Source organism: Bacillus sp. GW821-FHT11D08, assembly GCF_058808515.1.
In genome coordinates, this window is the sequence record NZ_JBXARS010000015.1 from 1 (window position 1) to 23,013 (window position 23,013).

4 protein-coding genes are annotated in these 23,013 nt (G+C 50.1%); all 4 read right to left on the reverse strand.

Going from position 1 to position 23,013, the window contains the following annotated elements:
- Positions 1–8,337, reverse strand: an 8,337-nt coding sequence (locus AC1RRX_RS19060) for an SDR family NAD(P)-dependent oxidoreductase (RefSeq protein WP_144491225.1), incomplete at its 3' end; no start/stop codon positions are given.
- Positions 8,338–8,388: 51 nt separating this feature from the next.
- Complete coding sequence (locus AC1RRX_RS19065) at positions 8,389–14,115, reverse strand: type I polyketide synthase (protein WP_144465015.1); 5,727 nt, start codon at positions 14,113–14,115, stop codon at positions 8,389–8,391.
- A gap of 39 nt (positions 14,116–14,154) precedes the next feature.
- Positions 14,155–20,451: a type I polyketide synthase gene (locus AC1RRX_RS19070; RefSeq protein ID WP_144465014.1), complete on the reverse strand. Its 6,297-nt coding sequence runs from the start codon at positions 20,449–20,451 to the stop codon at positions 14,155–14,157.
- Between the two features lie 18 nt (positions 20,452–20,469).
- The coding region (locus AC1RRX_RS19075) for a beta-ketoacyl synthase N-terminal-like domain-containing protein (protein ID WP_237436965.1) at positions 20,470–23,013 on the reverse strand (2,544 nt) is incomplete at its 5' end.

Sequence of the window (23,013 nt, forward strand, 5' to 3'; positions counted from 1 at the left end):
CTTTACATGAAGCGTCACTCCTTCAGAAAGCGCCGTCACCGGACGGAGCCAAACGATCTGTTTGAGCCTTACACCCGTTTTCCCGCCGGCCAAGTCTTCGGCGGCAAGCGTAACGGCGGCCCGGGCCATTTCTAAAGCAGCCGCGCCCGGAAGCACCGGTTTTCCATTGACGATGTGATCGGCAAAAAACGGTTCATGCCCTGAAAAAACAGAAGTAAAGCGCTGGGCGGTCAAGGTCGATGTATTCGCATGGAGCAGCGGGTGAAGCTTTTCACGTTCGTCTGAATTCCGGCTTTCAAGCTCTCCCTGAAGACGATCGGACGCCCAATACGTCTGCCTGGCAAACGGGTAGCCCGGCAGATTGCCGATTCGCGGCAAAGGTCCGCCATAAAGCAAGTCCCCTTCGATTTCATAACCTTGACAATAAAAATCTGCCAGCACGCATAACAGCTCCTGATATTTTCTATGGTCAGAATATGAGGCGCTGCACTTGCCGAGCACTTCTATTATGTGCTCCTGAATATGCTGACGCCCTGCAAAGTGCTGCGGTACTTTTCTCGAAAACACATAAGGATGATGTTCATTAAGCTTTGCCTGCTTCCATACATACACTGCGTCATCAGCATCTTGCACCACGATGGCGGCGCGATGGTTAAAGTGATGCCGTCCTTTTAACAACGTATAGCTGAGCTGGGCCAGATCATTTTCTTTCAGTCCGCCATTTTCCGCCCAAGTGATCATATCTTCGATTTTTTCCTGAAGGGCCTCCTCTGTTTTTGCAGACAAAGTAAGTAAATATGCAGGGGCATCACGATGAGGTGAAGCGCTGCGCTTATAGCTTTCCATAACGACATGGGCGTTTGTTCCGCTCATCCCGAATGCGCTGACTGCCCCCATTCGGTTTTTACCCGGCAGAGAAGGCCACGGTCTACCCGTTTTATTCACATAAAAAGGACTCTTCTCCCAGTTGATATAGCGGTTTTCCCCGCTGCAATGCAGACTGGCGGGAATCATCTCACGGGAGAACGCCTGTAAAAGACTGATTAAACTGACAATGCCTGATGCGGCAAACGTGTGGCCGATATTGGTTTTAATTGATGTGAGCGCGCAAAAAGCTTCTTCGTTTGTATAGGCAGAAAATGCGTCATAAAGCGCGTTAATTTCCACCGGATCACCGAGTTTTGTACCTGTGCCGTGTGTGACGATATATTCGATATCTTCAGGGTTGATACGGCCTCGGTCATAAACAGAAGTAAGCAGCCGGGTCTGCGCGACGCCGCTCGGAGCGGTAATTCCGTTTGTTTTCCCATCATAATTGATGCCGCTCGCCCGAATCACCCCGTAAATCGGATCACCATCTTTTTCCGCCTCTCTCAGCGGCTTCAGAACAACCGCCGCGGCCGCTTCCCCCGGAACCATGCCGTCAGCCCTTTTATCAAACGCGAAGCATTTCCCGTTTTCCGACAGCATTCCGGCTTTATCTATCGTTTCAAAAAAGTCCGGGGTATTCATGATATTCACCCCGGCCGCAACAGCTGTTGTGCACTCTTTATTCTGCAGGCTTAATACCGCCTGATGGACAGAAACGAGCCCCGAAGAACATGCTGTATTTATCGCCATCACAGGACCTGATAAATTCAAGTGATAAGCCAGCCGCGCCGCCAAAATACCGTTATGATGAGACGTGACATTGCCTTTGTCCCGTGTTAAAAGGTGATAATCTCCTTCTTCCGCCCCCACAAACATACCGATCGTCTGCTGCCTGATGTGACTGGCGCCGTAGCCGGCGTCCTCAAGGGCCCTCCACGCTTCCTGAAGAAGCAGCCGCTGTTTCGGATCCATCGTTTCAGCTTCCCTCGGCGATATTTCAAAAAATAAAGGGTCGAATTCGTCCGCCCCCGGTACAGCGCCGAGTTTCCATTTTGAACTTGTGAAGCCTTTTTTTGCGACCGGTGCGACAACGTCCTTTTCCTGAAACAGAATGTCCCACAGCTCGTCCGCCGTGCGCGCCTGAGGAAATCGGCCGCTCATGCCGATAATGGCAATGGAATCAGCTGCCTGACTGCCCTCGGTTCCGGCGTTCAGCTTATTTCTTCCCCTCTGCTTCTTTCGCTTTTCCGTTCCTGCCTTTTCAAAGACAGATTGATCTGCGGATTCAGGTTTCTTTTCTTCATAGACATGCTCCATGACGGACTTGTGTTCCGTCAGAAAATAGCGGACGACCTTCTCCAGTGTGGAATGTCCGAAAAACAGGGCCGGTGTCACTTCAATTCCGTAATGGGCGGACAAAGAAGAGGCGAATTCCGCCAAACTGATAGAATCAAAGCCGAAATCAGCCAGATTGTCAGCGTCCGTCAGTCTGTTCTTGTCTATTTTCAAAAGCCCCGCCGCCAGTTCTTTCACATCCCAGCTTACGCATTCTTCCAGTGTAAAGCCTTTCATTTCACTCCGCCTTCCTGAAAACGGGACGTTCCTGTTTACAGAACCCGAAATCGGCCGTTCGCCTTGATCTATCTGCAGGAAGCGTTTGGCCCTCGACGGAAAACCGGCCAGGACGAGATACTGGCTGGACGGCTGGACTAACAATGTTTCAAAAGCTTCGAGTCCTTCCTCAGTGTATAAATAACGCTGTCCGCTTGATTTTAAATACATATCGGTGCTTTCCGCCGTGCCGACATGCATCCCCCCTTCTTTCCAAAGCGGCCAATTGATTGCAAGTGACTTGCCGCTTCTGAGTCCGAGGCTCACAAGTTTATCCCGATGACGGACAAAAGCCATTTGGAAGCGGTTCCCCATCGCGTAGTCACAAGAACCGAAGTCTCCTAAAATCGCTGAAGAAGAAGAGAAACAACAGAAGAAGTCAAGCGGCTCCCGTGACAGAACCTGATCTAACACCGCGGTGCCGTCCGCTTTTGGCGATAAGACTTGCTGAAAGGTTTGCAGATCTTTCTCCAGAATGCTTTCAGTGCCTTGAAGACCTGCAGCGTGAATGACACCGTGAATCGGCCCGCATCCTTTCTCTTTCACTTCTTGCAAACCTTTCTCCATCTGGGCCTGATCTGCGGCATCCGCCTGCACGTAAAACACCTTGGCGCCTGATTCTTCCAATCTCTTTATCTTGTTCAGCACCGGGCCGGCTGCCGCTGATCTCCCCGTCAAAATGAGCGTAACCGGTCCTTTTTCAGCGAAATATCCGGCAAATAACAAGCCTAATCCCCCGCATCCGCCGGTAATCAAGTACGTTTTTCCGCTCTTTATCACACGCTTCTCAACAGGGGCGATATCCGTCTGCTTCATTTCCATGACGTGGCGGATTTCCTCACTGTACATGACACTGCCGAACGACTCGCTGTGAAGTTCTTCACATACGTTATGGATCAGTTTTTCTAACGGTCCTTTTTGTTCAAAATAAACCGCGGCCGTATCCGTCTCCGGCAAGATCAGTTTCAGCGACCGTTCCAGCCCGATCCATGACTCGGCGTAACTGATATCGGTATCGCTCCCGCACTGAGCGGAAAGAAGGATCCGCCTCGGTTTAGAACGCAAAGAAGCAGCTGCGCGGATCACATGATACAGAACGGAATAGTCTTTCACGGCCTTTTCATCTTCAAGCGGCCATCCATATAAAACGGCATCCGCTTTGCCTGCAGCCGTTTCAATATGCCGAAACGTTTCTTGATATGCTTGTCCGTCAGTGATTTTAATTTGATAATGCGTGTTTGAAAGCTTTTGAGTTTCCTCACCCTGTGAAATAAAAAACACGCCGGCTCCCGGATAAAGGGTTTGTAAAGACTGATAAGCATGCTTTCTGGCAGCTTCTCCCGTAAGAAAACAGATGACCGTTTTCAGCTCTTCATGAATAGATTTCTTCAGAGGCTGCTGCTTCCACATTTCTTCAAATATCATCATCTCGGATTGTTCCTCTTGCCCGTGATCCTGCTGAGACGGCTGTCTCATTCTTATCCCTTTGATTTCTGCGCAGACAGTGCCGGTTTCGTCACAAAATTGAATGTCACAGCCGGTTTGATTCTTTTTATTAATATACATCCACATGCCGGATGAGCACGGACGCATGACGCGCAGTTCTTCAACCGCTTCAGGCACGATATGGACTGACGGCTCCGTTTTTGCCAGGACATGAAAAGCTGCGTCCAGAAATTCCGGCGGCAGATGATATCCCGGATTACAGCCGCTTTCATCTGTGAGAGCAAGCTTCGCCCAAACCGCACTTTCTCCCGCATAAAGCTTTTCAACGGTGCGGAACTCCTTACTGATCGTTACACCTGATGTGCCTGGTGTTTCATAATCGAATGACAGCGGGCGGCAGTCTTTTTGTAAGGAGGCAATATCAAGCACGCGGGATGGCTGTATGTTCCCTTGTCCGATGATTCCATAATGATGCAGCTTCTCTTCGTCACTGTATATTTCATAATGGATGCCTTCCTCGTCTTCAGACAGAAGGGAGAGATTGATGCCCGCACCGTGATGTCCGCCGGTAATCGGGTCAGTCCATGCCGCCGTTCGGATCCATATCTCTTTTTCTTCAGAGCTGTCTGCCGCATGATGAAAAGCCGCAAGCGCCATTTCTAAATAAACGGCTGCCGACAAAACCCGCTCCCCGCTCACATCCTGGAAAACGTGTTCCCGGCCTGTAAAAGATGTATGATAGCTTTGCTCCGCCAAGGTTGACGTATTTTCATGCAGGAAAGGATGCACATATTCAGTTGTTCCTGTTTTTGGTTCTTCCCGCTTCATCCAGTAGCTTTCTTTTGCAAATGGATAAGACGGCAGACTGATACGATGCGGCAGCGCGCCTTTATATAAAGATGCCCAATCGACGGGCGCCCCGTGAACCCAGGCATTCAAAAGACTGTCAAATTGACGTTTTTCCATCCATTCACTGACTGTGCCTCCCGTCTCCGTGACAGCACTATCACTCCGGCCCGTAAACACCCCGCTTACAGAACCGGAATTATTCAGAAAAGCAATCAGCTTCTGTTCCAATTCAGAAACAGAGTCCGCTGTCATCGCCAGCCGTTCTTCCATCGGGACCCTGCCGACTTGAAGGGTAAATGCCGCGTCAAGCAGATTCGCATCTGTAATTGTTCCGTGTCCGGCGGCATCCGACAGCAACAGAGCCCGCTCGCGCAAGCGGTCTTTATCTTTTGCCGATAAAACAAAAAGCGCCGGACGGCCGGTGTCTGCCGAAGTCATTTCAGCCGGTTCATACTCTTCTATCAGCAGGTGGGCATTTGCACCGCCCGCTCCGAAAGAAGATGTACCCGCGATTCTCGGATATTCCCGTGTTACTCCTTCAGATTCTATGACCGGCCGTCTCCATTCCGCCGTTTCCTGCTGCACGATAAAAGGAGAAGTTTCAAAATCAATTTCCGGGTTCAGCTGCTTTGAATGCAGCGACGGCACCAGATATCCGTGTTTCATCTGAAGAAGAATTTTGGTGACCGCAGCAATGCCCGCCGCACTTTCCAGGTGTCCGATATTGGATTTAACAGAACCGATGGAACAAAATTGCTTTGCATCCGTATAGCGGCGGAAAGCCTTGGTTAACCCTGCGATTTCAATCGGATCTCCCAAGGAAGTGCCGGTGCCGTGGGCTTCCAGATAGCTGATTGCTCTCGGGTCAATCCCTGCCCGCTCCATCGCGTCTGCGATCACTTCTCCTTGTGCTTTCGGATTCGGAACGGTGAACCCGTTCGTTTTGCCGCCGGCGTTCAGAGCGCTTCCTTTAATGACACCGTATATATGATCATGATCTTCAACAGCCTTTTTCAACGGCTTTAACACGATACAGCCGACGCCCTCTCCGTCAACAAACCCGTCAGCCTTATCACCGAACGCTTTGCACGCGTTTGACGGTGACAGCATTCTCATAGAAGAAAGTCCGATATAATGAACCGGATCTGTAATCAGGTTTACGCCGCCGGCAATCGCGCATTCAGATGCACCTGTTCTGATGCTTTCTGCGGCGAGATGAATGGCGGTTAAGGATGAGGAGCATGCGGTATCGACCGCGATGCTCGGACCGTGAAAATCAAACACATAGGATACGCGGTTCGGGATAAAGTGGTAGTGGGCCCCTGTCGGATAGTTGCCGTTCATAACACCCGCAAAGACACCAACCTTTTTACCGGCGCATAGTGAATCAGGGGTATATCCGGCATCCTCCAGGGCCGCATAAGCGGTTTCCAGAAACAGTCTCTCCTGCGGGTCCATGCGCTCCGCTTCTTTCGGGGAGATTTTAAAAAACAGCGGATCAAATTTATCAATATCTGTTAAAAAGCCGCCCCACTTTGTATACATCCGGCCTTCCTTACCTTTTGTCTCATCATAGTAGTCCCGCCAATCCCAGCGGTCTTTCGGAATTTCGGTGATTCCGTGTTCACCGGTCTTTAACCGTTCCCAGAACTCATTAACATTTTCAGCTCCGGGATACCGTCCGGCAAGACCGACAATTGCCACTTCAAAGTGTTTTGACGGCGGTTCGGAAGCGGGCGGCGCTTTTTCAGAAAAAGATGCCGCTTGGCGCTTCGTCAATCCGGCGCTTTGTTTACGGCTTTGCTTTTTCTGTAAAGTGTGCGGCGCCTTTTCGGCTTCTTTATTTGTTCTTAAAATCCCAGCCATATCTTCCTGTCTTGAGCTGACGAGATAGTCCGCTAATTCGCCGATTGTCGGATACTCGAAGAACAAAGTGCTGCTGATATCAGGGACGTCTTCCCGCACGCGGTTGGTCAGCTGTACGATTAAGATGGAATCGATTCCGTATTCTTCAAGGGGCGTATGGGCTTGAACGTCCTCAATCGGCATCTTTAAGATGGCGCTGACGATCTGTTTCAGGTACTCTGTGCTTTTTTCAAGCAAAGAGCCGGATGATGCCGCTTCAGTATGACGGACTTCTTCAGAAAATTGCGCATGCAGTTCGCGCTCCTTCGTTTCAGCCAAGAATGCGGCAAGCTCTCCTATCGTCCGGTATTCAAAAAACAGCGTGCTACTGATATCAGGGACGAGATCCCGCAGCTCATTCGTCAGCTGAACGATCAGAATAGAGTCAATGCCGTATTCATCCAGAGAAGCCAGCGGATTTATCTCTTCTGCCGGCATTTTTAATACTTTTGCCGCAGCCTTTATCAGAAAAGCCGCTGTCTTTTCCGAAAGCCCCTCTCCCGCTTGTTTGATGGGGAGCTGACGATCAGAGGATGTTTGCGGTACGTTTGATTGGCGCTTTTGCGCGGTGTAAGCTTCCCTGCTCTGCCTGATGACTCCGTTGCTTTTCGCCGTGATAATCTGCTGGGTGTGCAGACGTTCGTTTTCAGCCGGAAATTGAATGGAATGAAAACCTTCAGCCATTAAAACGGATTTCCATGTTTCCGGATAAAGACCGGGACACCCCGGAATCCGCAGCGCCTCGTCTTCGTACAGCCACCAGCCCTCTAATAAGCCGAATGTAACATGTGTAAACGGCGTATGCCCGCCCAGTTCATTAACGAGCAGCAAACCGTCCTTTTTCAATACGGCTTTTGCCGTCCGTAAGGTTTTCCGGATATTTTTGGTGGCATGCAGCACGTTTGCGGCAATAGCGATATCGTAGGTTCGCAGATGTAATCCCTGGCCCGCCGCAGGCTGCTCCACATTAAACAGCTGATACGTCAAATACGGATTGTCCGCGCCGTATTCCTTTTCGGCATGCATTAAAAAAGCTTTTGACAAGTCGGTATAACAGTATTCCTGAATATGGTTTTGATAGGGGCGGAGCTTTTTAAACAGTGTACTGCTCGTTCCGCCGGTGCCCGCTCCGATCTCCAGCAGACGGATGTTTGCCTCAGGATTGTTTTTCATTACATTTTCCACATACATACACGCTTCATTTGCCAGCACATCGTTGTAATAATCAGCGAGAATATTATGCTTATAGATTCCTTCAACAAGCTCCATTGAAGAATCGGGAAACATCACGTCAGTGGCTTTTATTTTGCCTGTTAAAATGTCAGGCAAAGCTTGAATGACGGTATCCGCCAGCAGAACCTGCGCTTTCATATCCGGATCTTTCAGCCATTCGTTTTTCTTCTTATGCCACTCTTCCCAAACCGCGGCCGTTTCACCGCTTTTAAAATCGCTGTCTAAAAGACGGATGCTTTCTTCCAGCCAGCGTTCATATAAAGGCAGACAGGAAGCCGCCGGCGCTTCGCCGGTCAGACCCATTGAACGCAGCGTCACCCGCAGCACTTGCAGCAAAAGCCGATTCAATTCTTTCATTTGATTGCTTATTTCTGCTCTTAAGGATAACTGTGTACGGTCTTTTTGTTTGTCTCCCTTACCCAAAACCTTATCCTCCTAAGAAAATTAAATTTGCTCCGTCATTTTGACAGGCAATCAGATAGTCACAAATTCATGAGGGTTCATTCCCTCGATCGGAATCGGCTTGGTCAGCTTCATCAGCCCCATGCGGGAGATCGGCTGCGTCAGCAGAGTTTCCAGCGCCTGCATCCCTTCCGCCCGGCTGATCAGCCCGAGACCGATTGCACTCAGTCTGTCAAACTCTTCAGAAATGTGATTGTCAGCCCGCTCCCAATAACCCCAGTTCATCACTTTGACCCGGCATGACAGCCGTCCGGAAAGCTCATGGGCAAATGCGTCTTTAAATGCGCATCCCGCCGCATAATGGCTTTGATTCGGATTCTTAATATATGAAATAACCGAAGAGAAAAAGAGAATAAAGTCCAAAGACTCTTTCGCAAATACTTCGGCAATGTTGACGGAAATATCCACTTTCGCCGCAAGGCCGGCGTGAAACTGTGATTCTTCCATATCTTTTACGCTTTCATTCGCAAATACCATCGCTGAATGAACGACGCCGCTGATGGTGCCGTATGTGTTTTTAATCTGTTCATAGGCGCGCTGAAGCGATGGAAAATCAGAAGCATCTGCGGCTATATATTCGGGAGCCGGGCCTGATGACCAGTACCGGTCTATTTTTTGGCGTATCCGGCTGTCCAGCGGCCGCCTCCCGATCCAGACGACTCGGGCTTTATACGTCGTCACCATATAATCTGTCCAAACCTCGCCGATGCCTCCCGCACCGCCGATGATGACATATACGCCTCCATAGCGGTAAGGAACACTTTCAGACGGCCCGCTTTGGACCGGAAGCAATTGAGGCCGGTACCATTCCTGATGTCTGCGCACCCATGCTTTACCCGTACGGTCGCGGGGCAGGCTGAATATGTCTTCTGCGGGGAAATCCCCCCCGTCTTCAAGATCGGCCAGACGGATGTGCCAGCTCGGATGTTCTTTAGCGAGAGACCCGACAAAACCGTGCACACCGGAATGAGCGGGACGCACCTCATCATATTGGGTGATAGGCTGTGCTTGGTGCGTAATCACCGTCATCCCTAGCTGCTCTTTTCCATACCCGAGACCGATAAGAGCTTTGGCCGCTCTGAAAATTTGCAGCACCCCGCTTTTTTGATCATGGCTGTGAGAATCAGCCGGCTGAGGGGCAAACCAGATCATATGCTGAATCTCACCGAGACGGCGGAGCCGATCAGATATCACTTCAACGGAAGCACTTTGGCCGATATCAAATCTCACAGCTTTAGGAAACAATCGTAAAACCGCGTCCGCCTGCCCGTCTGTACCGCCTATGATGACAGCTTTTGCTTCAGAAATGGGGAAGCCGGTTTGGTTGTCTATCGGTTCCGCGTCCCATACCTGCATCAGTTTGACGGCTCCGGTAAGGTTACCCGGGAGATCGTATTGCTTATTATCGGTTACGGCCGGCGCACTTTCGGCCATCCGGGCAGAAAATCCTTTTATCCTTACACACACATTGCCGCGCTCATCACATATATCAATGTCCATTCTTCGTACGGCCGGTGTTTCATGCGTCACAAATACGGCCGCCCACATGTTTGGACTGCACGGATGAAAAACGGTCAGTTCATGCAATTCAAAAGGCATTAACGGCTGCTCCGGATAACCCGCTTGATCTTCATTCATAACGCCGATGGCCGCCTGAAAAGCAGAATCTATCAGACTAGGATGGAGCACAAACTGTTCAGCCTCATCAGAAACGGAAGCAGGGAGCACCAATTTAGCCAAGGCTTCTTTTTCCCCGCAATAAATGTGATCAATTCCTTGATGTGAAGGTCCGTATACAATTTCCGCCTTTGCAAACGCCGCATAACAGTCTTCTTTTGACAGCACTTTTTTGCGGCATCGCGCTTTCAGCTGTTCAATATGCAAAACCGGCGCCTCAGACAGCGGCTCAATCACAGCGCTTCCTTCACAATAAATGTCTGAATCATTTTCATTGCTGTACACTTGAAATGAAACATTGCCGTTATCCTCCAAAGAAAGCCCTGTCGTCATACGCAGCGGCTCTTTTTTATGAACGGCCTGGCGTATCCAGCTGATATACCGCAGCGAAATGCCGGTTTTAGCCGTGTATCCAGCGGCTAACGGCGCGGCAGCCAGTTCAGCTGCGGCTCTCGCCATTTCAAGATAAGCCGCCCCGGGGAGAACACGCTTGTTTCGGACGATATGATCGGCTAAGAAGAATTCATCTCCGTTCAGTATCGTACTGAATTTTTGTTCTAGCAAATCTGATGTATTGCGGTGAAGCAGCGGGTGAAGCCTGCTTTCTGTATTTACGGAAGTGACGGGATGATCGGGCTCCGGTATCCAATATCGTTCCTTTGCAAAAGGGTACGTCGGCAGACTCATCCTGCGCGGTTTCTCCTCCCGATACAGCCGCGTCCAGTCTATCTCAAATCCTTTTGACCACAGCTCCGCAAGTTTTTTGTAAGTGCCGCTGTCCATCCATTTTCGGATCAGCTCCTCCGTATCCTGATCATCATTCAGGAAACCCCTGATTTCCGTTCCGCTATCAGACCGCCCTTGAAAGCAGCCGTCAATCTGCTGTTTTCGTTCTGTAAATTCAGTTAATTTCCTGATCAGGTCTGCTTGATCGTTCACTAAAAAAACAAGCCGTTCTTCCATTGCCAGCCGTCCCGTTTGCAGCGTATACGCCAGTGACCGCAAGGAAAAAGATTCATCAGGCTGCTTATCTAAGCCCGACTGGCCGAAAAGACCGGAAAGAATATTCTTATGTTTCTCATCGTTTGTAAGACATTCTGCTAAAGTCCGGACGGAAGTATGCTGTATGAGATCAGTCATGTCTATTGCCAGCCCGTATTGATCCGTCATCAGCTCAGAAAAATGTGTCAGCTGCATGACATCCAAGCCGAATTCCTTCCAATCCTGTTCATCATCTACCGAGCCGGCCGCAACATGCAGAACTTCGGCCAGAACACCTCGCAACGCATTTTCCAGCTGATTTTGCATTGTATCTCTTTTGTCATGAAGCGGACCGCTTCCTTCAAGCGCTTTATCTTTGAGAAACATCAGCAGGCGGGCAGCGTATTCCTTCAGCCGCTCCGGATTTTTCGCTGATAGAGGCACGATATACGGTCTCTCTTGATCCTCCGTAATACCGGGGTTTTTAGGCCTGTACTCTTCTAAAATGAGATGAACGTTTGAACCCGTCGCCCCGAATGAACTGATGCCTGCGCGTCTCGGGCAGGCATGTTCACGGCCGTTCTCTGTATACGCCGGCCTTTTCCATGACTCGGTTTTTTGCTGCACGTAAAATGGCGAGTCCTCTAAACGGAGATACGGATTAATCGTCTCTGAGTGCAAAGAAGGGACAAGCGTTTTGTGAAACAGCTGCAAAACCGTTTTATGAAGCCCGCTGATCCCGGCAGCTGATTCCGCATGTCCGATATTCGATTTAACGGAACCGATCGCACAAAATTGCCGATCCTCCGTAAACGTGCGGTAAGCTTTAACAAGACCTTGTATTTCAATCGGATCTCCTAAAGAAGTTCCGGTTCCGTGCGCTTCCACATAAGAAATCGTCCGGGGATCGATCCCCGTCTTTTCAAGACATTCAGCTATCATATCCCCCTGCGCCACGGGGCTCGGCACGGTAATCCCGCTGACGGTCCCCACGTGATTGACGGCGCTGCCTTTTATCACCGCATAAATATGATCCTTATCTTCTTCGGCTTTGTGGAGCGGCTTCAGCAGCACGGCTCCGATGCCGTCAGCTGAGACATAGCCTGTGCCTCCTTCGCCGAACGTGCGGCACAGCCCGTCACTCGAATGCATATCCATCAAGCCGTATGTGATATATTTTGTCGGGTGCAATGATAAATTGACGCCGCCGGCAAGAGCTGCTTCACATTCACCGCGTCTCAGACTTTCCGCCGCCATATGAACGGCCGTCAAAGATGACGAACACACCGTGTCAACCGCCATGCTCGGCCCGTGAAAATTGCAAAAATATGAAACCCGGTTTGCGATCGGCGCATAGTTCAAGGGATAAGGAAAGACCAGCCCTTTAGCAGCAGCTTCAGCGCCGGCGAGAGAATAATCCATATGCATCACCCCGGCAAACACACCGACGTTCATTCTCTTATTCGGCCCTTTCGGCTGAACGATTGTTTCCGGGGTGTAGCCCGCATCCTCAATCGTTTCCCAGCATGTTTCTAAAAACAATCGTTCTTGCGGATCTTTAGCTTCTGCCTCCCGCGGAGAAATCCGAAAAAATTTCGCATCAAAACAATCCGGATCGTCTATAAAACCGCCCCATTTGGAAATCGGCTTGCCGGACGGCGATCGCAAATGCTCATATGTCCTCGTATCCCAGCGGGAACGAGGCACTTCCGTTACGCTGTTTTCTCCATTTTTTAAATTTGCCCAAAATTCACGAAGATTTTTGGCGCCGGGGTACCGTCCCGCCATCCCGACGATCGCAATATCTCCATTCTGCGTTCCGGCTGACGCCGATTTTTTCACGCGGATTTGGGTCGTCCTCTTTTTTTCCCGGGGCAAAGGCTCAGCACTTGAATGCCCGCTTTGAGCATGGCCGAAACCGGCTCCGTAATGTTCGCACAAATATCCCGCCAATTCCGCGATTGTCGTGTATTCAAATAACAGTGTCGGCAGAAGCTGCGTTCCGATTTTTCGTTCAATTTCCTTTACCATGTCCAACAGCCCCGGAGAATCCAGCCCCATTTCATAGTAGCCGATATCCGGGTCAATCTCTTTCACAGGTTTGTTCAATCGGGCGGCAAGCAATTCTTTTAAATAAAGGATGCACTGTTCAGTAAGGCCGGCGGAAGCCTCCGCACGGCGGGGCTCAGAAGGCGCCGGTTCCGCTTGCGGAGCCGGGACGGCATTCCGCCCGTCAGGTTCTTTCTTTTGCCGTTTCTGATTGATCAGTTCCGGGTCCCTCACCAGTTTATTGGCGAAGTTTTTCAGTTCGCCGACTTTTCTGCCTTCCTCATTGAAAAACTCCATTGTCACGTAAACGAGATCTTTCTTACGGGTGACGGATTCTTTTTTTATCTTGGTGATACATGTCGTCTGCAGCAATTCGGTGCAATAAAACGATTCATAAAACAGCGGCAGAAATAATTGCCCCTCCTCCCTCGTCAAAGGAGCGAGATATACATTGGAGCCGATGCTGCTCGCATCTATCAATGCGGGATGAAACATCGCCTCTTCTGCATGTTCCAGCTGATCCTTTTGCACCGACAGATCAATATAAATCTCTTTTTCAGTTTGGTAGACGCTTCCGCAGCCTTTCATCATTCCTGAGTGAACCAGTTCTTGATCCCTGCATTCCGCGTAAATGTCCTCAAGCGGTATTTCTGCCGCCGTTTGTTTTACGGCATCCATCCGGACGCTCTCTTGGAAGCCGGCGGGCTTGACGGAATGCATTTGCGCCGCGGCATATACCTTTGTCTCTGCTGCTTCGTCACCTTGTTTTTGCCCTTTCACCTCCACCTTCCACTGCCCTTCGCCGTTCTCTGTACAGTCAACGGAAAGCAGGATTGTTTCTCCCTGTTCAGGAGCTAAAGGGTGAAAAATCGATAAGTGCCTGAGTTCAAGGCCGGCATGAAAAAAGCCGTTTTCTCTGAAAGTCTGATAGATCAGGTCAATATAAGCCAGACCCGGCAGCAGTTCCTTTCCATAGGCTTTATGATGTTTCAGAACGGGATGCTGATTGTTAATAAGAAGCTGCTCTTGCATATGAACTTCCTCCATATCGACGTTCAATTTTCAGCGCAATCAGTAAGTCTTCATTTGTTTCCAAAACGTATTCGGACGGGACTTATGTGTGTTTTCATGCAGGCTTTCGGTTTTGTCCGGACGGATGGGCCGGCGTTTTAATTCCTGTCTCGGCAAAGGCTTTCTAACCGGGGTATACGCCTCCTGCTCCCAGGCTTCCACTATGACATGGGCATTCGTCCCTCCGTCAGCGAAGCTGCTGACGGCGGCAATCCGCGGTGAATCCGTCCATTCACGCAGAGCGTGCGAAAAATAAAACGGCGAGGCGGACAGATCGTAATGCGTCATCGGCTCTTTGCCCGAAAGGAAAGGCACACGCATTCGGCGCGAGAGCATAAGCACTGTTTTAATGAATCCGGCAATCCCTTCAGCGCATAACGGGTGTCCGATATTCGGCTTCATCGATCCCAATTCACAAGGCGCGCTGTTTTGCATACGGTAGACCGCTTCAATCGCCCTCAGTTCCAAAAGGTCGGTTACTTCAGAGCCTGAACCGTTTGCTTCAATGTAGCTGATATCCTCCGCTTTTCTGCCGCTTTTGGCAAGCGCCTTGGCCATCACTTCTTTCTGCGCCTGTATATTCGGTGTGGCAGGCCCCGCGGTTCTGCCGTCATTGTTTACGGAAATGCCTTTAATGACCGCATGAATCCGGTCACCGTCTTTTACAGCCTGGGCCGCTGTTTTTAAATACACCATTCCGACGCCTTCTCCCAATACGATGCCGCCGGTGCGGCGGTCAAAAATATGAAACGCAGGCTCTTCGCTTAACAGATTGCGAAGTTCGAACATCCGGTGGGTTTGACCGGATTCCAGCAGACTGACTCCCCCGACTACCGCTGAGTCGATTTCACCGCAAGAAAGCGCCTGTATCGCCATATTCATACCGACAAGCGCTGAAGAACAGGCCGTATCCAAAACGAGACTCGGCCCCTTCAAATCAAAGAACTGAGAAAGATTGGCCGCCAAGTAATTCGGGCCGGCGGCGACTATCGGATTTTTTGCATGCTTCAGACGGTTTTCGTCAGGCATACTGCCGCCGCGTCCTCCTAAATAGACACCGGCTGACCTGCCTTTCATTTCTTGTAAAGAGTAGCCGCTGTCTCTGAACAGATGAAGCGCCTCTTCTAATATAAGAAAGGACTGGATATCCATTGCCTTAATGTCTTCTTCGGGAATAAAGAAAAACTCCGGGTCAAAATGCGTTACATTTTGTAAAAGGCCCGCATAATCCGCCTTCTCCGTTTTCCAGCGCTCTTTCGGCACCCTTTGAATGGCTGACGTTCCTTCAGACAGCAGCTTCCAATAAGCTTCGATTGATTCAGCTCCCGGAAAACGGCAGGACATTCCGACAACAGCGATGTCTTGCGCCGCTGCAGCGCCAGAAGGCTGAATGACAGCGGCTGCAGTTTGTATGGGAACGTCCGGGATTTCAGGCTGAACCGGTTTTGAAACGGCATCTTTGATTTCGGGATATGCTGTTTCAAGCCATCCCGCCAGCTCAGCAACCGTAGGGTATTCATACAGCACCGCCGGGTCAAGGTCAGCTTTGATCCTCTTTCCGATCGCTCTGGACACTTGAGCAAGCATAATGGAATCGGCTCCGTAATCTTGAAACGGTGTATCAGATTCAAATCTTGACGGCTCCAGTCTTAATTCCCGGCAGCAAATGCCCGTCAGCCACTCCTCAACGCTTTCTGTATCGGCCTGTTCCTGCTGCTTTGTTTCAGTAAGGCCGGATGAAAGCAGCAGACGGTCAGGCTCCCATTTTTCCGGGTGAATGACGGCCGGCATAATAACAGATCCGCAATCGCCTGCCATGATGGCATCAAACAGGCTCAGCCCTTCTCTGTCAGTGATGCTCTTTAAACCGCTTTTCTGATAGGCCCGGCTTTTTGATTCGCCCATACCCGTTTCTTTCCAGCTCGGCCACTGGATGCTCAGCACCGGAAAACCTTTTGCGGCCGCAAAATAATCCATATAGGCGTTAGCCATGGCATAATCGCTTTGTCCCGCTCCTAATTCCGGCATCACGCCGGACACTGAAGAAAACAGCGCAAAAAACCGAAGAGGCTCCTTGTGCAGCGCTTGATACAAAAGGTCCAGTCCGTCTGTTTTAGGTTCAAGCACGGTCATCATCTGTTCTCTCGTTTTGCGGATAAAGGCCGGATGATCGAGATCTACGGCTCCCGCTGCGTGTATCACGCCTCCAATCGGGCCCATCTTCTCTTTCACCCGGCTGACAGCCTGCTCATATTCAGGGCCGGAAGATACAGACAGCACTTCCGTTCGGACACCTTTTTGTTCGAGCTCTCTGATTCTTCTCACTTTTTCGGAAAACGGGGAATTCCGTTTGATATGATCATCCCACTCCGCTTTCGGCGGCATTGTTTCTTTTCCGGTAAGCACGAGTTTCGTGACTCCGTATCGTTCGGCAAAATGCCAGGCGAATAAATATCCGAGCCCCCGGGTCCCTCCGGTGATCCAGAGCACATGGTCTTTCGGAAATGAAAATTCTTTTTCAGCTAAGCTGTTTGTTTCCTTTAACCGCGCGTGATAGCGCACACCGTTTCGGTAACACACTTCGATGTCTTCAGAATCGCGAAAAAACTCCTCTGCGATCTGGTTTGCCAGCTCAGGATCTTCGGCAGTCCGTTCTGCATCCATATGCCGCGAGCGGATATCCTTATACTCACTTTGGAGCATCCGGTACAATCCGGCCTTTTTTGCACCTGAGAGATTTATCGTTTCATTTGCAAAAGGTTCAAGCCCCTTTGTCACACAAAGCAGCTGAAGCTTTCGGCCGCGGTTTCTGTTGTCAATGAGAGACTGCAGACGATGAATCCAGCCGTCATCATGATTGATTTCCGTCCCGCATCCGGTCACATCAATCAGACCGCCAAATCGGGCCGCGTCCCCGGATATTTCCGGTGATGCAGCGTCAATGATTTCAGACTCGGGGAAATAACGGGACAGCTCAACGGCTAAATTTCCTGTCTGGTGATCAGCAGCTATTCCGATGACGCCCCGCACTTCCTTAGCCGGAACACGGCTGCTTTCTGCCCAGCTTTTCTGTAAAAAGCGGATTTCACGAAATGTTTCAGAATGTGATTCAGCATCACGAACATTGTCCGGCGCTGCATCGTCCGGCCAATACCGATCCTTTATAAATGGATAACCGGGAAGGCTGATGCGATGCGGCAGACTGCCGTTATAAAGCTCTGACCATTCAATCTTCAGCCCTTTTACCCAAAGTTCCAGAAGCTTCGCGAATTTTTTTCTTTTCATCCATTTACGGACGGCTTCCTGCATATCTTCATCCTTAAAAACGGCTAGAATGTCTTTATACTGTTTGCTTTTTCCCCTGAAGCAGCCGTCTGTCCCGCCGTCAATAAAACGCTGCAGTTTTTCCGCTAACTGCTCTGTCGACGTCACGATAAACGCCGCACGTTCTTCCATCGCTTCTCTTCCGGTTTGAAGGGTGTAAGCCGCATCCCGGAGGCTGCGGTCTGTGACGTCATTTTTTCTGATCGCTTGAAGAAGCTGCTGCGCCCGCTGCTTCAGGCTGGCCTCCTGTTTGGCGGATAATAAAATGACTGCGGGATCTTCATCTGTGAATGGCTCATAAATCTCCCTATCAGGTTCAATATATTCTTCTATCAATATGTGGGCATTTGCCCCGCCCGCGCCAAAAGAAGAGATTCCCGCGATTCTCGGAACCTCTTTTTGCGCTCCGTTTTCCTCAATGACCGGCCGTTTCCAGTCTGCCAATTCACGCTGCACCGCAAACGGCGTCCGGTCGAATGCAATATTCGGATTCAATTTCCGGCAATGTAATGAGGGAGCCAGCTTTCGTTTTTGAAGCTGGAGCAGCAGTTTCGTTACACCGGCAATGCCTGCCGCGGCTTCCAAATGCCCGATATTGGATTTAACTGAGCTGATGGCGCAAAAACCTTTATCAGACGTTTTCGTTTGAAATGCGCGGGTCAAACCGTCAATCTCGATCGGATCTCCGAGTTCAGTACCCGTGCCGTGTGCTTCGATACAGCTGATCATCCGCGGATGTATTCCTGATTTTTCAAGCGCGCCGGAAATCACGTCAGCCTGGGCGCTCGGACTCGGCACTGTATACCCGTTTGTTCTGCCGCCGTGATTGATATGAGTGCCGCGAATCACCCCGTAAATATGGTCCTTATCAGCCATCGCTTTTGACAGCGGCTTTAACAGCACGGCCCCGACACCTTCACCGGGAACAAATCCGTCCCCGCCTTCACCGAAACTTTTGCACGTTCCGTCTTTTGAAAGCATTCGATAGGCGCTGAGCTCCGCATAAGCCGAAGGATGCGTATACACATTCACACCGCCGGCAATCGCCATGTCGCATTCGCCGCGAAGGATGTTTTCACACGCTTCGTGAATTGCAGTCAGCGAAGATGAGCACATCGTGTCGACCGGCATGCTCGGCCCTTTCAGATTAAGAAAATAGGAAACTCTGTTGGCCGCTGAACTGAACGACGTTTTCGGCTGCAGGGCGCCGCCGTTTTTCCAGTACATTCCGTACCCGTTTTTCGTAATGCCCGCAAAAACGCCGACCCGGCCGTTATACAGATTCTCAAGCTGTTCCTTCGTATAACCGGCATCCTCCAGCACCTGCCAGCACATTTCAATAAAGAGACGCTCCTGCGGGTCCATATTCAAAGCATCACGGGGTGAAATTTGAAAAAACAGCGGATCAAAGAAAGCGGCATCTTTCAGAAATCCGCCCCGCTTACTGTAACTTTTCCCTTCTTTCACGGCCGTTTCAGGATCAGGGTTGTAGTATTTGTCCTTTTCCCAGCGCTCTTCGGGAATTTCCGTCACACAGTCTTTTCCGGCCGCTAAGTTATCCCAGTACTCTTCAAGTGTTTCAGCTTGCGGATAACGGCCGCTGACTCCGATAATCGCAATCCCTTCTTTTGTCTGGTTCTCATTGGAAAAAGCAGGCCGTTTCTTTCGCTTGATAAACGACGGAAGCACCGGAAAATCTTCATTTGCCAAAACCTGTTCTGATATGCCTGAACGGTGGTCATCATCATTTGTCCATTTTCGGCATTCTTTTGGATAATCCGTGACAAAGTGAGCTGCCAGAGATCCCAGTGTCTTATATTCGTAAAAAACCGTTTTGGAAAGGTCACCGAAAAGCAGAGACAATTCGCGGTTCAATTTCGTCACAGTGACTGAGTCGATTCCGTAGGTTTCCAGCGGCTCTTCAGTGTCTATGTTGGAAACAGCAATTTTTGTAGTCAGGGCAAACAGCGTTTTGAGCTGAAGAAGCGTTTGTTCATACAAACGTTCACTGCGGTGTTCGGCATTGGTTTTTCCGGGAGCGCCCGTCTTGATGACAGGCTGCAGCTTCAACCCCGACAGGGAAGCCCATATTTTCCCTTCTTCGTCACATAAATCAATATAAAAGCTCCCCGCCTTCTCTTGTATCTCGGCCCATACCTTGTCAGGACAAGATTCATAAAACAAAAGCTCGTCCAATGAAACCGGGGCGAGCGTTTTATATTCTTTGCCGCCAAGCAGCGCGCATGCCTCTGTCACACTTTGCATCACACAGGGAGGGAGGCCGAATCGGGCGGATTCTTTTTGGTTTGTCAATGGAATTGATATGTCTGCCAGCATCCGTCCTGCTGAGGCGTAAATACGCTCAATTCCTTTCATGTGCTCACTGTATTGAACGGTATCGTTCTGAGTGATGGCTTCAATTTGCTGCTGATCCATCAGGGAACCGCTGTTTTCCTTCAAGCGGCTGATATCCAGCATGCCAGGCGCAGCATCAACTGGCTGAATCATCCCTTGGCTGTACACCTCATGATGACTGAAATCGGCAGAAAATGGATTGTAAATCTCAAACCTTTTGGCTTCACCCTCTGCGGGTATCAGCCTGATTTCGATATGGAACGGCTCAGCCTCAGTCAGAATGGGCTTTGACCACACGATATGTGTCAGCCGGACAGCCTCAGTCTCCTTTACTGTCAAAACAGCCGCAGCTCTCGCCATTTCCAAAAGAAGTTCTCCGGGCATAAGCTTTTTACGCTGTAAAGAAACATCAGCGAGAAAAAATTCCCGGCCGCTGAAAGCTGCCGAGAATCCCTGTCCCGTTTCATCGGAAATATGCTGCTGAGCAAGCGGATGAAGGGAAGCCGCTTGGCGAAGTCCCATCCGCATATCATAATCGCGCAAAATGCCGATCGCATCCTGTTTTGTCATTTTTTTATTTTTGACGTCAGAAAAAACCCGGTGCAGAAACTCTTTCATATGGTTTCCTCCATTACGCTAATCCCTGTAAAAACCGATCGTTCTTTTTACAGCGGCTTCTATGCTTATTTCGTTTTTCTCCAATTCATCAAGCAGGCGCTCATAAGTCTCAAGCGGGGACGTATCAGTCTCATAAGTCTCCCGGTGCCTTATATGCTGCGCACTGTGCGGTATCCAGCAATGTGTTTTCGCAAAAGGATAGACGGGCAGGCTGACTTTTTTTGGCCTTTCGTCCGGATATAATTTATTCCAGTCGACATGTAAACCTTGCACCCATAATTTTGCAAGCATTGTATACTTTCCTGCTTCAATCCATTGATCTACGGTCCCGCTCATTTCTGCGTTGTCCGTCATCTCTGTAAACAGCTGTTTCATCGCTTTGTTCCGGCCTGTAAAGAAATTCTGCCCCGTCTCCTTGCCGCTGAGGAAATCATTCAGCGCGTTCGTAAGCTCTTCTTTTGTTTCAGCGATAACGGCAAGGCGCTCTTCCATTTCATCCCGGCCAAGCTGAAGCGTATAAGCGATACCCGCAAGAGCTCCGTCAGCTGAATGTGTCTTTTCCAAATATCTGCACAGCTGTTCCGCACGTTCCTTCAGCTGTTCCGCCGTCTTTGCCGAGAGAATGAATAAGGACGGCTGAAGTTCACCGACCGTCCATTGCTTCTCTTCAACAGGAGAAACATATTCTTCGAGCACGACGTGAGCATTGACACCGCCAAATCCGAACGAGCTGACACCCGCTCTCCGCGGCAGTTCATTTCCGCTATCATCAGTCGCCGCTTTCCACGGCTGAGTGTCGCGGACGAAATAAAACGGGCTGCCGTCGAGGCTGATATACGGATTAACGGTTTCACAATGCAGACTTTTCACGAGCGTTTTGTGCTGCATCTGCAAAATAATTTTTAAAAGCCCGGCCATGCCGGCGGCAAGCTCTGTGTGGCCGATATTCGTTTTGACGGAACCGATGGCGCAATGAGGCTGATCGGGTGCCGTTACTCCGGCTTTCTGATAAAGCGCTGCAAAAGCCGCTTTGAGTCCGTTGATTTCTATCGGATCTCCGAGCGCCGTTCCCGTGCCGTGGGCTTCAATATAACTCACTGTACGGGGGTCGATGTTCGCTTGCTGATACGCTTTTATCATGACTTCTGTCTGTGCTTTCGGATTCGGCGATGTAAGGGAAGCCGCCCGTCCGCCATGATTTTCCGCCGTTCCGCGAATAACGGCATAAATACGGTCGCCGTCACGTTCCGCATCGGATAATGTTTTCAAAACAATCATGCCCGCACCTTCAGCTCTGACATACCCGTCCGCTTGATCGGAAAATGTTTTGCATCGCCCGTCTTCACTGAGCATTCCCGCTTTATTAAAGCTGATATGCATATCCGGCGATACAATAGCATTGACGCCTCCTGCAATCGCGATGCCGCAGTCTCCGGCCTGAATTGCCCTGACCGCACGGTGAACAGCGACCAATGAGCTTGAACAGGCGGTTTCAATCGGTTCGCTCGGCCCATGTATATTCAGAAAATAGCTCATACGGTTCGGACCGATTGACGGAACCGTCCCGGCGGCGGAAGAACCCTCAATCTCTATATGGAACTTTGAAGCTTCCTGGGCGTAACCGCTGTTTGTCGTGCCTGCAAAAATGCCTGTATTTGTACCTGACAGGCTTTTGGCAGAGCAGCCTGCATCTTCAATCGCTTTCCATACATGCATCATTAAAAGTCTTTGCTGAGGATCCATCATTTCGGCTTCATGCGGAGAAATACCGAAAAATAAAGGGTCAAATTGAGCGGTTTCATCAATGAAGCCGCCCCACTTTACATTGCTCGCATTTTTATCTTTCTGCGGATCTCCGTAATACTGTCTCCAGTCCCAGCGCTCCGGCGGTATTTCAGAAATGCAGTCCTTTTCTCCGGCTAAATTCTCCCAAAACATTTCCGGATTTTCAGCCATTGGAAATGCACAGCTGATTCCGATTATCGCCACGGGCTCAGGTGCAGCTGCGGTTTTTGTTTTAGGAAGGCGGGACGGAATCAAGAATGGCTCCGTCTTCATTTTTTTACGCACAACCGGTTTCTCCGTTTCTGTTTCTGCCTGTGAGCCGAATGTATCCGGATGTTCCGTCAGCAAGTATTGGGCAAAACGAAAGACTGTCGGGTATTCAAAAAACACGGCCGGTGTCAGTTCAAGCCCATACATTTTATTTAGTTCATTTGCAAACTGCGTGAATGAAACCGAATCAAAGCCATAATCTCTCATCTCTGATTCAGCATCTATCTCGTCTTCTTTCACCTTCAGAATGCCTGATATCATATGTTTGAGTTCCGCTTGTACTTTATTCGGCATATGGACGGGCGTCTTCCTTGACACATGAATGCTACGGGACGGTTCCGGCGTTTCAGACATCAGGTTTTTTCGAATCCGTTTTTCGTCGCCCTCTGCCACCATGACCTGGTGTTCTCCGGAGGCAAAAGCGGCGTACAGCGCTTGGATGCCTGAGGCCGATCGCATGGCTTTCATTCCGGTCTGTTCGTACATCAGCCGTTCGGTCTCTTTGTC

What these genes read in the sequence shown, in the direction of transcription:
- AC1RRX_RS19065 (WP_144465015.1), bottom strand. Translation starts at nt 14,115, where the DNA reads ATGCAAGAGCAGCTTCTTATTAACAATCAGCATCCCGTTCTGAAACAT.
- AC1RRX_RS19070 (WP_144465014.1), bottom strand. Translation starts at nt 20,451, where the DNA reads ATGAAAGAGTTTCTGCACCGGGTTTTTTCTGACGTCAAAAATAAAAAA.